The sequence below is a fragment of the Streptomyces sp. NPDC091376 genome, assembly GCF_044757085.1.
In the GTDB taxonomy this organism is placed as follows: Bacteria; Actinomycetota; Actinomycetes; order Streptomycetales; family Streptomycetaceae; genus Streptomyces; species Streptomyces pratisoli.
Genome location: NZ_JBIVUF010000003.1, coordinates 321,616 through 334,408, shown reverse-complemented (window position 1 = coordinate 334,408; position 12,793 = coordinate 321,616). Strand labels below are relative to the sequence as shown.

The following is a 12,793-nucleotide window of genomic DNA, read 5'->3' as shown; positions in this document are numbered from 1 at the left end:
GCACCGCGCCCCGGCCCGGCTCCTGTGCCCGCGGGCTTCGGCCGCCCGGCACGGCGACGGGGCGGTGCCCGCCGGCACCGCCCCGCTCGACCAGGACACCCCGCAGCGGTCAGTCGTCCTCGGAGGCGTCAGGACCGTCCCCGGGCTCCGGCTCGGCGTCAGAGCTCTGGCCCGGCTCCGGACGCGGCGGCTTCGGCGGCCGCGTCCGCCCCCCGCGCCCTCCGGGCGCGGGGGGAGTGTCGCGCAGATAGGAGCCGCTGTCGCCGCTCTCCGTCGCGTGCCCGCCGGGAGCCTGTCCGGGACCCGCGCCGGGAGCGGTCCCACCGGGACCCGGGCCGGGCCCCGGTCCTCCGTCGCGCCGCCGCAGATAGCGCTCGAACTCGCGGGCGATGGCCTCGCCGGACGCCTCGGGGAGCTCCGCGGTGTCCCGCGCCTCCTCCAGCGTCTGCACGTACTCCGCGACCTCGCTGTCCTCGGAGGCCAGTTGGTCCACCCCGAGCTGCCAGGCCCGTGCGTCCTCCGCCAGTTCGCCCAGCGGGATGCGGAGGTCTATCAGGTCCTCCAGGCGGTTCAGCAGGGCCAGCGTCGCCTTGGGGTTCGGCGGTTGCGAGACGTAGTGCGGCACGGCGGCCCACAGCGACACGGCCGGCACCCCGGCGTGCGTACACGCCTCCTGGAGGATGCCGACGATGCCGGTCGGGCCCTCGTAGCGGGTCTCCTCCAGGTCCATCGTCCTGGCCAGATCCGGATCCGACGTGACACCGCTGACCGGCACCGGGCGGGTGTGCGGGGTGTCGCCGAGCAGGGCGCCCAGGATCACCACCATCTCGACGCCCAGCTCATGGGCGAAGCCCAGCAGCTCGTTGCAGAACGAGCGCCAGCGCATCGACGGCTCGATCCCGCGGACCAGCACCAGATCACGGGGCTTCTCGCCACCGACCCGGACCACGGACAGCCGTGTGGTGGGCCACGTGATCTTCCGTACCCCGCCGTCCAGCCACACCGTGGGCCGGTTGACCTGGAAGTCGTAGTAGTCCTCGGCGTCGAGCGCCGCGAACACCTCGCCCTTCCATTCCCGGTCCAGATGCGCGACCGCGGTGGAGGCGGCGTCGCCTGCGTCGTTCCAGCCCTCGAACGCGGCCACCATGACCGGGTCGATCAGCTCGGGAACCCCCTCGAGCTCGATCACCCAGGCCTCCTTCCGACGTTCTCTTTCGTACGCCCCAACCTTACGGCTTCCCAGGGGCCCGCCCGCAGTCCCTGTGCACGCCTGGGTGAACTTCCATACGGCAGGGGCATAGGTCAGAGGAATACCGGTTCCAGCCGCACATACATCCGAGCTGTAGCCGAGAAGTTTTGCCCCGGGCCTGGACCTGGCCACCCGGACGACGCTATACATCGGATGACCAAGAGGTCCGATGTTCGCCGGGTCCTTGTCGTACCGAATCGTCCGGGGGGCGTGCATGAGTCAGACCGTCACAGGGTTCGAGGTCCACGACATCCGCTTTCCCACCTCGGAAGAGCTCGACGGCTCCGACGCCATGAACACCGACCCCGACTACTCCGCCGCCTACGTCGTCATGCGCACCGACGCCGGCGAGGAGGGGCACGGCTTCTGCTTCACGATCGGCAGAGGCAACGATGTCACGGCAGCGGCCATCGAAGCGCTGCGTCCCTACGTCAGCGGCCGGCCCGCGCCCCGCTCCGCCGCCGACCTCGCGGCCCTGCACCTCGAACTCACCCATGATTCCCAGCTGCGCTGGCTCGGCCCCGAGAAGGGCGTGATGCACATGGCCGTCGGCGCGGTCGTGAACGCCGCCTGGGATCTTGCCGCGAAGCTGGCCGGGCTGCCGGTGTGGGAGTTCCTCGCCACCATGTCGCCCGAGGAACTCGTCTCCCTCGTCGACTTCCGCTACCTCACCGACGTACTGACCCGCGACGAGGCGCTCGCCATCCTGCGCGCCGCCGAGCCGGGCCGGGCCGAACGGACCGAACTGCTGCGCGCGGACGGCTATCCCGCCTACACCACCTCACCGGGCTGGCTCGGCTACGACGACGCCAAACTCGTCCGTCTCGCCAAGCAGGCCGTCGCCGACGGGTTCGGGCAGATCAAGCTGAAGGTGGGCGCCGACCTCGACGACGATGTACGACGGCTGAAAGTCGCCCGTGCGGCGGTCGGCCCCGACGTACGCATCGCCGTGGACGCCAACCAGCGCTGGGACGTCGCCGAGGCGTTGCGCTGGCTGGAGGCCATCGCCCCCTACGAGCCGTACTGGATCGAGGAGCCCACCAGCCCCGACGACATCCTCGGCCACGCCGCCGTACGGGCCGGACAGCCCGTCAAGGTCGCCACCGGCGAGCACGTCGCCAACCGCGTCGTCTTCAAGCAGCTGCTCCAGGCCGAGGCCGTCGACTTCGTCCAGATCGACGCGGCCCGCGTCGCAGGCGTCAACGAGAACCTCGCGATCCTGCTGCTCGCCGCCAAGTACGGCGTTCCCGTCTGCCCCCACGCGGGCGGGGTAGGACTGTGCGAACTCGTCCAGCACCTCGCCATGTTCGACTACGTCGCCGTCTCCGGCAGCATGGAGGACCGCGTCATCGAGTACGTCGACCACCTCCACGAGCACTTCACCGCCCCGGCCGTGATCGACAACGGGCACTACGTCGCCCCGCGCACGCCGGGCTTCTCCTCTCGTATGCGGCCCGAGTCGATCGCCGCGCACCGCTACCCGGAGGGGCCTGTGTGGCAGGCCCGCGCATCCGCCCAGGAGGTCGGCAACTCATGACAACAGCGCATGACTTCGAGGGGATGGCGGCCGTGGTCACCGGCGGCGCCTCGGGGATCGGAGCCGCCGTCGCCCGGCAACTCCTCGCCAGGGGCGCCCGGGTCGCCGTCCTCGACCTGGACACCGCGGGCGCGCCGCAGGGCACGCTCGCCGTGAAGGCGGACGTCGCCGATGACATGGCACTGCGTACGGCCATCGATGACATCGCACAGGAGTACGGCTCCCTCCACACCGTCGTGTCCAATGCCGGCATCGGCGCGATCGGCACCGTCGCCGACAACCCCGACGACGAGTGGCACCGGGTCCTCGACATCAACGTCCTCGGCATGGTCCGCACCGCCCGGCACGCCCTGCCCCATCTGCGCCGGGCCGCCGCCGAACGCCCCGGCCGCGTCTCCATCACCCAGACCTGCTCCATCGCCGCGACCGCCGGCCTGCCCCAGCGGGCGCTCTACAGCGCCTCGAAGGGCGCCGTGCTCTCCCTCACCCTCGCCATGGCCGCCGACCACGTCCGCGAGGGCATCCGCGTCAACTGCGTCAACCCCGGCACCGCCAACACCCCCTGGATCGGCCGGCTGCTCGACCGGGCCGACGACCCCGCGGCCGAACGGGCCGCGCTCGAAGCCCGCCAGCCCACCGGACGACTGGTCACCGCCGAAGAGGTCGCGTCCGCCGTCGTCTATCTCGCCGGCCCCGCCGCGTCCGCCGTCACGGGTACGGCACTCGCGGTCGACGGCGGAATGCAGGGTCTGCGCCTGCGTTCCGCCACCTGAGCCTGAGCACCTGAGCCCGAGCACCTGAGCCTGAGCACCTGAGCCTGAGCCGCCACCCACCGAAGGACAGGACCATGAGAGTGCGTTCGACAAGTGCCGCAGCCTGCGCCGTACTTCTGGCCGTGACCGCCCTCGCCGGCTGCAACCGGGACCAGGGCGGCGGGTCGGCCGCCGGCAAGGTGGGCATCGACCTGCCGCGCAGCGACACCGACTTCTGGAACTCGTACCAGCAGTACATCGAGAAGGGCGTCAAGGACGGCGAGGTCGAAGCGCTCCCGCTGGCCAACTCCCAGAACGACATCGGAAAGCTGGTCTCCAACGTCCAGGTCTTCACCGACCAGGGCGCCAAGGCCGTCGTCATGGCGCCGCAGGACACCGGAGCGATAGCCGAGACGCTGCAGACCCTGGACGAGAAGAAGATCCCGGTCGTCTCCGTCGACACCCGCCCGGACAAGGGCAGCGTCTACATGGTCGTGCGCGCGGACAACCGCGCGTACGGCGAGAAGGCCTGCCAGTACCTCGGCGAGCAGTTGAAGGGCAAGGGCAAGGTCGCCGAGTTCCAGGGCGATCTGTCCTCGATCAACGGCCGCGACCGCTCCGAGGCCTTCAAGGCGTGCATGGACAAGAACTTCCCCGGCATCCAGGTCTTCGAGCTGGCCACCGAGTGGAAGGGCGACGTCGCCTCCGCCAAGCTCCAGTCGACGCTCGCCGCCCACCCCGACCTGGCCGGCATCTACATGCAGGCCGGCGGTGCCTTCCTGCAGCCCACCCTCGCCCTGCTGGAGCAGAAGAAGCTGCTCAAGGCACCCGGCACCCCCGGCCACATCACGATCATCTCCAACGACGGCATCCCGGAGGAACTGGACGCCATCCGCGCCGGGAAGATCGACGCCACCGTCTCCCAGCCCGCCGACCTGTACGCCGAGTACGCGCTCTTCTACGCCAGGGCCGCCCTGGAGGGCAAGACCTTCAAGGAGGGACCGACCGACCACGACTCGACCATCATCAAGATCCCGAACGGTTACGAGGACCAGCTCCCGGCACCGCTCGTGACCAAGGCGAACGTGGACGACCCGAAGCTGTGGGCCAACCAGCTGGAGAAGAAGAGCTAGCCATGGCCCACCAGGCACCGCCCGCCGTCGAGGCGGAAGGCATCGTCAAGCGCTTCGGCCCGAACCTCGCACTCGACGGAGTACGCCTCACCGTCGCACCCGGCGAGGCACACGCACTCGTCGGGCGCAACGGGGCCGGCAAGTCCACCCTCGTCGGCGTGCTCACCGGACTGCACAGGCCCGACGCGGGCACGGTCACCTTCGGCGACGAGCCCGCACCCGCCTACGGCTCCACGGCGGCCTGGCAGTCCAAGGTCGCCTGCGTCTACCAGAAGTCGATGGTCGTCCCCGATCTGACCGTCGCCGAGAACCTCTTCCTCAACCGCTTCGAGACCGGCCGCCCCGGCGGCCGCCTCATCAGCTGGCCCAGGCTCCGGCGGCGGGCCGCGGAACTGCTCGCCGAGTACGGGGTGAGCGTCGACCCCACCGCCCGGGCCAAGGATCTCCCCGTCGAACAGCGGCAGTTCGTCGAGATCGCGAAGGCGCTGTCCTTCGGCGCCCGGCTGATCATCCTCGACGAGCCGACCGCCCAGCTCGACGCCCGCGGCATCCAGCGGCTGTTCGGGAAACTGCGGGAACTGCAGAGCCAGGGAGTGGCGTTCCTCTTCATCTCCCACCATCTGCAGGAGGTGTACGAACTGTGCACCACCGTCACCGTCTACCGTGACGCGCGCCATGTGATCAGCGCCCCCGTCGCCGCGCTCGCCAAGGACGACCTGGTCGCCGCGATGACCGGAGAGGCCACCAGCGGCACCGCCGCCTGGCACGCCCCCGCGAGCACGCTCCGGGAGGACGCCGAACCCGTCCTGCGCACCGAGGGGCTCGCGCTGGACGGCGAGTTCGACCCGCTCGACCTCGAGGTGCGGCCCGGCGAGGTGGTCGGACTCGCCGGCGCCACGGCCAGTGGCAACACCGCGCTCGGCGAGACGCTGGCCGGACTGCGCAAGGCCACCGCCGGCCGGATCACCGTACGAGGCAGGGTCGTCCGTCCGGGCAGCGTGCCGCACGCCCTGGACGCCGGGATCGGCTACATCCCCGAGGACCGGCATCTCCAGGGCCTCGTCCTCGACCGCAGCGTCGCCGAGAACGCCACGCTGACGGTCGCCGACCAGCTCGGACCGTGGGGAACGGTACTACCGTCGCGTACACGGGAGTTCGCCCGGTCGATGATCGCCTCGCTCGACATCAAGACCCAGGGGCCGCAGCAGAAGGTCTCCGGCCTCTCCGGGGGCAACCAGCAGAAGGTCGTCGTCGCCCGCGCGCTGGCCCGGGGACCGAGCGCGCTGGTCGCCGTCCGGCCGACCGCGGGCGTCGACGTCAAGTCCAAGGACGCCCTGCTCGGCGTGGTCCGAAGGGTGGCCGACGAGGGCAGTGCGGCCGTGATCATCTCCGACGAACTGGACGACCTGCGGGTGTGCGACAGGGTCCTCGCCCTGTTCCACGGGCGGGTGGTCGCCACGTTCGGCAGCGGATGGAGCGACCGGGAACTGGTCGCCGCCATGGAAGGAGTGGGGGAGCGGGAATGACCGAGACCATACGGCCGCCGGCGGCCGAGAGGACCGCCGCCGGGGTGCCGCTGAACCGGCTGCGACTGATCAGGTGGAGCGACTTCTCGCTCGTGCCGGTGATCCTGGTGCTGATGGTGATCGGCTTCATCGTCTCGCCGGTCTTCCTCACCTCCACCAACCTCATCAGCGTGGTCCAGCAGTCCTCGGAGCTGAGCCTGCTCGTGCTCGGCCAGGCACTCATCCTCATCTGCGGCCGGATGGACCTTTCGCTGGAGTCGACGATCGGCATCGCGCCGGTCGTCGCCATGTGGCTGATCCTTCCGGCGGAGGGCGGCCGCTTCGCCGGACTGGAACTCCTCCCGGTCGGGATGGCCATCCCGGTCTGCCTGCTGGTCGGTGTCGCGATCGGCGCGGTCAACGGCTTCCTGATGCTCAAGCTGCGCGTCAACGGGTTCATCGCCACCCTCGGCATGCTGACGATGCTGCGCGGTCTCCACATCGGCATCACCGAGGGCAAGTCGATCACCGACGTGCCGGAGTCCTTCCGCTACCTCGGCAAGACGGACTGGATCGGCGTACCGGCCGCCGTGTGGATCTGCCTCGCGCTCTTCGCCCTCGGCGGCGGGGCGCTGGCGTATCTGCGCCACGGCCGCGCACTGTACGCGATCGGCGGCAACCCGGAGGCGGCACGCGCCGCCGGCATCCGGGTCGACCGGATCACCTGGGCGGTGCTGGCGATCGGCGGTCTGCTGGCCGCGTTCGCGGGCATCCTCTACACCGGCCACTACGGCTCGGTCGCGGCGACGCAGGGCAACGGCTGGATCTTCCAGGTGTTCGCGGCCGCGGTCATCGGCGGCATCAGCCTGAAGGGCGGCCGCGGCACGCTGTTCGGCGCCCTGACCGGTGTGCTCACACTCCAGCTGGTCGTGAACGTGATGACGCTGGGCGGCGTACCGGCGCTCTGGAACCAGTTCCTGAACGGCGCGATCATCATCGTGGCCCTGGTCATCTCCCGCTTCGCGAGCGGGGAGAAGCAGGACTAGGCCGTGACCGTCCGATGGGTGCGGGGCCCGGGAGGACGTTCCCCGGCCCCGCACCCGCCAGTGTCCGGCGTCACACCTACAGCGTCGACCGAAGCCACTGCTCCACGCTCGCGATGTGGACCGTCGCCCACGAGCGTGCCGCCTCCGCGTCGCGGTCGCGGAGCGCCGCCAGGATGGCGCGGTGCTCATGGAGGGTGCGGCTGACCGCGTCCTCCTGGGTCAGTCCCCGCCAGACGCGGGCCCGGGTGGTGGGCCCGGAGAGGCCGTCGAGGAGTGAGCAGAGGACGGAGTTGCCGGCGGTCTGCACGATGCCCCGGTGGAACTCCAGGTCCGCGGCGACGAGTTCCTCCACCGAGGGCTGCTCTCCGAGCGCGTCGAGCTGTGCGCTCAGCACGTCCAGCTCGTCCTCGCTGATCCGGGACGTCGCCATCGCCGTCGCGGCCGGTTCCAGGATGCGGCGCACGGCGAGGAACTCCAGCACGGTGTCGTCCCGGTGGAAGTCCACGACGAAGCTCAGCGCCTCCAGCAGCAGCTGGGGGTCCAGGCTCGTGACGTACGTACCGTCGCCCTGCCGGACGTCGAGGATGCGGATCAACGACAGCGCGCGGACCGCCTCGCGCAGCGAGTTCCTGGACAGGCCCAGCTCGGAGGCGAGTTCGCTCTCCTTGGGGAGGCGGTCGCCCGGCCGCAGCGCGCCGGAGACGATCATCCCCTTGATCTTCTCGATGGCCTCGTCGGTGACAGCCATGGCGACCTCGTCTCAGGAAGACATCCGATGTATCGGATGATTATGGCCCCTGTGACGGACTTTTGGGTATGCGGTTCAGGCCCCGACCGTTCACCGACCGGGGCCGACCGCGGACGGCAGGGGCCACTCGGCCGTCGTCAGCCGGCCGCCGCCTGCTGCTCCGCCTGCGCCCGGTACAGCCGCCGCAACCGTACGACACCCAGATCGTGCTGGTAGAGGTTCTCCCGCTGGTCGGCGTCGGCCGGCATGGCCTCCAGCATCACCCGGTCCTGCTCCAGGACCTCCCAGTGCCGCTCCTCGATCACCGTCCGGTACAGGAAGCGCCAGGTGTCGCGCTGCCAGTCCTGGACGCGGCGGTAGCGCCAGAAGAAGACCCCGGTGCGTTCGCGGTCCACCGGGCACACCATGCCGACGATTCCGAACGGGCCGCCGGGGCCCGCCGACGGCGGGTACGGGATGGACAGGTCCACCCAGTCGGCGCCGGTGCGGCACAGTTCGACCCAGTCGAAGTTGACGCCCCGCTGGTCGGTCTTCTCGAAGAAGTAGCCGCGGCCGGTCTCGCGGATACGGAACTTCGCCGTCGTGTCCCCGTCGTACATGGTGTGCGACTCGTGGTGCAGGAACGCCCCGTGCATCGGGTCGAGGAGGTTCTCCACGGCGTACCGCCACGGCACGTTCCACTCGGCGTAGCAGAGGAACGCGTCGGCGTCCGGGTCGGTGAGCGGATCAGGCAGCGCCAGGTCCACCGGATCCGGGTGCCGTTCGTCACCGAAGTAGGCGAGGACGGCCCCGCCGACCTCGCGCACCGGCAGCGAGGCGACCAGCTTCCTGCCCTCCAGGTTGCAGCCGGGCAGCCCGGGCACCGAGGACACGGTGCCGTCGGTGGCGACCTCGACGCCGTGGTACCAGCAGGCCACCCGGTCACCCAGGTGCCTGCCCAGCGACAGCGGGGCGCCGCGGTGGGGGCAGCGGTCGGCGAGCATCGCCAGGCCGCCGTCGGAGCGCCGGAACAGCAGCCACTGCTCGCCGAGCACGGTGACCCTGCGCATCGCCCCGGGGGCGACGAAGCGGGACGGGACGACGGGATGCCACTGGTTGCGCAGCCCGGTCGCGTAGATGTCGTCGGCGGAAAGGGCCGTGCGCGCGGTCGTGGAAGGGGACGTCGAAGGGGTCATGGTCAGGCTCCCAGGCGCTTCATCTCGGTACGGAAGGACTCCTCGGTCCACGGGGCGCCGTCGGGGGCGTGGACCTGGCGGGCGTTGAGCCCGCGGACGACATCGGCCAGTTCGTGGCCGTCCTTGGTGAAGACCTCTTCGAGCGTGGCGGCCAGCTTCAGCTCGTACGGGGTGGGCTCGTGCGTACGGGACTGGTGAACGTCCAGGTACGGCCAGGGGGCGGTGGTCATCGAAGCCTCCAAGGGGTGGTCACAGATCGAGGACGAGACGGCCGGAGGCACAGCGCGACACGCAGATCATCATGGTCGCGTTCGCCGTGTGCTCGGCCTCGCTGAGCAGGAAGTCACGGTGGTCGGGGACGCCGTCCAGGACCCGGGTCTCGCAGGAGCCGCAGATGCCGTCGCGACAGGAGCTGCTGACGGTCAGACCGGCATCCTCTGCGGCCTGCAGGATGGAGGAGCCGGCGCCGACGGACAGGGTCACCCCGGAGCCGCGGCACTCGACCTCGAACGCGCCGTCGTCGTCCGCGCGTTCCACGACGGGCGCCGCGAAACGCTCAAGGCGCAGCCGATCGGCCGGGCAGCGCTCCTCGACGGCGGCCAGCAGCGGCTCGGGACCGCAGGTGTACACCAGCGTCCCTTCCGGCAGCCCGGCGAGCACGCTGTCCAGGTCGATGTGCCCGTGCTCGTCCTGCGGTACGAGGGCCACCTCACCGTCCAGCGCGGACAGTTCACCGGTGAACGCCATCGACGAACGGGTGCGCCCGCCGTAGACCATGCGCCATGGGGTGCCCCTGCGCGCGGCCTCCCGTGCCATCGCCAGGAGAGGCGTGATCCCGATGCCGCCCGCGACGAACACGTACCCGGCGGCGTCCTCCAGCGCGAAGTGGTTGCGCGGCTCGGACACGGTGACGTCCTGGCCGGGACGCAGCCCGGTGTGCACGTACCGCGAACCGCCGCGCGACGACGGGGCGTCGAGGACACCGATCCGGTAGACCCAGGTGGACCGAGGGTCGCCGCACAGGCTGTACTGGCGGATCTGCCCGCCCACATGGACGTCGATGTGCGCTCCCGGCGTCCACGCGGGCAGCGGCTTGCCCTCGGGGTGCACCAGCTCGACGGAGAGGACGCCGTCCGCCTCCCATGTCATGCGGTGCACGGTCAGCAGGAGCTCGCTCTGCCGCAGCGCGTTGTCGCTCATGGCCTGCTGCCTCCTCTCCGGCTCATGCGCCGGGGATCTTCACGGGCGGGGTGAACGGGTTCTTCATCGGGCCCAGTGCCGTCAGATCGACCTCGACGAGCGTCGGTCCGTCGGACGCGACGGCCGCCGTCAGCACCGGCAGGGCGTGCTCCTCCGCGGCGATCCGCAGGTACGGCAGCCCGCAGGCCCGCGCCAGCTGCTCGAAGTCGGGGGTGACGAGGTCGACGCCGGAGCGGCGGTCGCCGTAGCGGTCCTGCATGTTGCGCAGGACGCCGTAGCCGCCGTCGTTGAAGACGATCAGGGTGAGCCGGGGCCGTTCCTGGGCCAGGGTGAGCAGCTCGCCCAGATGCACCGCGAGACCGCCGTCGCCGGCCAGGACCACCGTCGGCGAGCCGGGCCGGGCGAGCGCGGCCCCGATGCCCATGCCGAGGCCCTGCCCGATGCCGCCGCCGCGCGGGAAGACGTTGTCGCGCGGGTCGTACATCTCCAGCAGCCGGTTGCCCCAGCTGCTCGACGGGATGGTGACGTCGCGGGCGACGACCGCCTCACGGGGGAGCGCGGCACGGATCGCGTCGCAGATCGCCGCCTGCGGACCGATCGAGTCGTGCAGCGCGGCGCGCACCTCGGCCCGCACCTCCGCGACCCGGTCCGTCCAGCCCGCCTCGGCGGCCCGCGCGTACGGCAGCAGACCGGCCAGGACCGTCGCCGCGTCGCCGTGCAGCGCGTGCTCCACCTGATAGACCCGGCCGAGGGAGGCGGCGTCCACGTCGATCTGGATGTGCGCCCCGGGGAGCGCCAGCCCGTAGTCGGCCGTCTCGTTGGACCGGAAGTGGCTGCCGACGCTGAGCAGCACATCGGCGTCGGCGAGCAGCGCGCGACCGGCGGGGGTCGTGGCGAAGTTGCCGATGACCTGCGGATGGTCCTCGGGCACCGAAGCACGCCCCGAGTTGGACGTGATCAGGCCCGCGCCGCTCGCGGCCAGCAGCCCGGTGAGTTCCGCGCGGGCTCGGACGGCGCCGCCGCCGGCCCACACGAGCGGCCTGCGCGCCGAGGCCAGCAGCGCGCCGGCGGCCGCCAGTTCACCGTCGGTGGGGGCGGGCACGGCAGGCGCGGCGCTCTCGGCCGGGGTGTCGCTCTGCTCGGCGTACTGCAGGTCGATCGGCCATTCCACGCTCGCCGGGCCGCCCGGTGCGGTCAGCGCGGCACGGGCGGCCTCGCGCAGTACCCGGCCCGCCGTATCGGCGCCGGTCACGGTCGCGGCGTACGCCGAAACGGCCGTCAGCATGCCCAGCTGGTCCTTGGTCTCGTGGATGAAGCCGCGTCCGCTGCCCAGGAACCCGCTCTCCACCTGACCCGTGACGTGCAGCACGGACGTACCCGCGCTGAGGGCCTCGATCAGTGACCCGGCGGCGTTGCCCGCGCCGGTGCCGGTGGAGGTCAGGGCGCAGCCGATGGTGCCGCGGGCCCGGCCGTAGGCGTCGGCGGCGTTCACGGCGGATGCCTCGTGACGTACGGGGACGAACCGCAGCTCGCGGTCGACGGCCTCGACCAGCGGCAGATTGTGCACGCTGACGATGCCGAAGACGGTGTCGATGCCGAGTTCCCGCAGGACGGCGACGAGGAGTTCGCCTCCGTTGTCGTAACGCATGGTGAGGTCTCCTCAGAGGATGGAGCGGCCGACTCCGCCGCAGACGTCGATGCTGGTGCCGGTGATGTACGAGGCGCGGGGCGACAGCAGCGCGACGATCGCGTACGCCACCTCCTCGGCGCGGCCGAGCCGGCCCAGCGCGATGCCGCGGTCGGCGGCGAGTCCCGCCTGCCACTCCGCGTAGGCGAGGCCGGTGGCGGACGCGGCGTGGCGGCGGGTCCACTGCCCGGTGTCGATGAGGCCCAGGCAGACCGAGTTGACCCGGATACCGTCGCCCGCCAGCTCGAGCGCGAGGGACTTGGAGAGGTTGAGGATGCCGGCGCGGGCGGCGCTCGTCGTGATCAGCCGGGTCTCGGGCTGCTTGGCGAGGACCGCGTTGACATTGACGACGCTCGCCGCGTCCGAGACCGACAGATGCGGTCGGGCGGCGTGCACGGGGTGGAGGACCCCGGCGAACTTCAGCTCCAGTTCGTCGCGCCAGTCCTCGGCGGTGGACTCGTCGAGCCCTTTCATCCGGGACTGCCCGGCGTTGTTGACGAGGCCGTCGATGCCGCCGAACGCATCGGCCGTGCGGCGGGTGAAGTCGCGTACCGCGGCGGCGTCCCGGACGTCGCAGACGCCCGTCAGCAGCCGGTCGCCGCCGTCGAGCCCGGCGGCCACCCTGGCGAGCCGGTCGGCGTCGCGCCCGCAGGTGGCGACGTTCGCGCCCTCGGCGAGCAGGGCGCGGACGGTGGCGAGGCCGACGCCCGAGCTGCCGCCGGTGACGAGTACGGTGCGGTCGGCGAGGGCCAGATCCATGA

At 71.4% G+C, this 12,793-nt stretch carries 12 protein-coding genes; 5 read left to right on the top strand and 7 right to left on the bottom strand.

Annotated features, from left to right (window positions below; all coding sequences use genetic code 11):
- Positions 1-109: 109 nt before the first annotated feature.
- A complete protein-coding gene (locus ACIQMR_RS09275) occupies positions 110-1,189 on the bottom strand; it encodes a PAC2 family protein (protein WP_401384723.1) in 1,080 nt (359 codons plus the stop codon).
- 274 nt (positions 1,190-1,463) lie between these two features.
- Here ACIQMR_RS09275 and ACIQMR_RS09270 point away from each other — a divergent pair, with 274 nt between their 5' ends.
- From ACIQMR_RS09270 to ACIQMR_RS09250, 5 genes are all read left to right on the top strand, one after another.
- Positions 1,464-2,786, top strand: a complete 1,323-nt coding sequence (locus ACIQMR_RS09270) for an enolase C-terminal domain-like protein (RefSeq protein ID WP_401384720.1) — start codon at positions 1,464-1,466, stop codon at positions 2,784-2,786.
- Positions 2,783-3,559 carry an SDR family NAD(P)-dependent oxidoreductase gene (locus tag ACIQMR_RS09265; protein WP_401384718.1) on the top strand — a complete coding sequence of 259 codons (777 nt, stop codon included), beginning with the start codon at positions 2,783-2,785 and terminating at the stop codon, positions 3,557-3,559. Before ACIQMR_RS09270 ends, ACIQMR_RS09265 begins: the two co-directional genes overlap by 4 nt.
- A gap of 74 nt (positions 3,560-3,633) precedes the next feature.
- Positions 3,634-4,671, top strand: coding sequence for a sugar ABC transporter substrate-binding protein (locus ACIQMR_RS09260; RefSeq protein ID WP_401384715.1), 1,038 nt, complete (start codon positions 3,634-3,636; stop codon positions 4,669-4,671).
- A gap of 2 nt (positions 4,672-4,673) precedes the next feature.
- Positions 4,674-6,197, top strand: a complete 1,524-nt coding sequence (locus ACIQMR_RS09255) for a sugar ABC transporter ATP-binding protein (protein ID WP_401384714.1) — start codon at positions 4,674-4,676, stop codon at positions 6,195-6,197.
- Positions 6,194-7,222, top strand: coding sequence for an ABC transporter permease (locus ACIQMR_RS09250; protein ID WP_401384711.1), 1,029 nt, complete (start codon positions 6,194-6,196; stop codon positions 7,220-7,222). Before ACIQMR_RS09255 ends, ACIQMR_RS09250 begins: the two co-directional genes overlap by 4 nt.
- 76 nt (positions 7,223-7,298) lie before the next feature.
- On the opposite strand, the gene ACIQMR_RS09245 is transcribed toward ACIQMR_RS09250, so the two are convergent.
- From ACIQMR_RS09245 to ACIQMR_RS09220, 6 genes are all read right to left on the bottom strand, one after another.
- Entirely contained in the window at positions 7,299-7,970 is a 672-nt protein-coding gene (locus ACIQMR_RS09245) for a FadR/GntR family transcriptional regulator (RefSeq protein ID WP_401384709.1), read from the bottom strand.
- Positions 7,971-8,107: 137 nt separating this feature from the next.
- Positions 8,108-9,145 carry a Rieske 2Fe-2S domain-containing protein gene (locus ACIQMR_RS09240; RefSeq protein ID WP_401384706.1) on the bottom strand — a complete coding sequence of 346 codons (1,038 nt, stop codon included), beginning with the start codon at positions 9,143-9,145 and terminating at the stop codon, positions 8,108-8,110.
- Between the two features lie 2 nt (positions 9,146-9,147).
- The gene (locus ACIQMR_RS09235; RefSeq protein ID WP_266375528.1) at positions 9,148-9,375 is read right to left on the bottom strand and encodes a recombinase-like helix-turn-helix domain-containing protein; all 228 of its coding nucleotides are present in this window, start codon (positions 9,373-9,375) and stop codon (positions 9,148-9,150) included.
- 19 nt (positions 9,376-9,394) lie between these two features.
- Complete coding sequence (locus ACIQMR_RS09230) at positions 9,395-10,345, bottom strand: PDR/VanB family oxidoreductase (RefSeq protein ID WP_401384702.1); 951 nt, start codon at positions 10,343-10,345, stop codon at positions 9,395-9,397.
- A 22-nt stretch (positions 10,346-10,367) separates the two neighbouring features.
- The gene (locus tag ACIQMR_RS09225) at positions 10,368-11,993 is read right to left on the bottom strand and encodes a thiamine pyrophosphate-binding protein (RefSeq protein ID WP_401384700.1); all 1,626 of its coding nucleotides are present in this window, start codon (positions 11,991-11,993) and stop codon (positions 10,368-10,370) included.
- 12 nt (positions 11,994-12,005) lie between these two features.
- Complete coding sequence (locus ACIQMR_RS09220) at positions 12,006-12,791, bottom strand: SDR family oxidoreductase (protein ID WP_401384697.1); 786 nt, start codon at positions 12,789-12,791, stop codon at positions 12,006-12,008.
- Between the last annotated feature and the right edge of the window lie 2 nt (positions 12,792-12,793).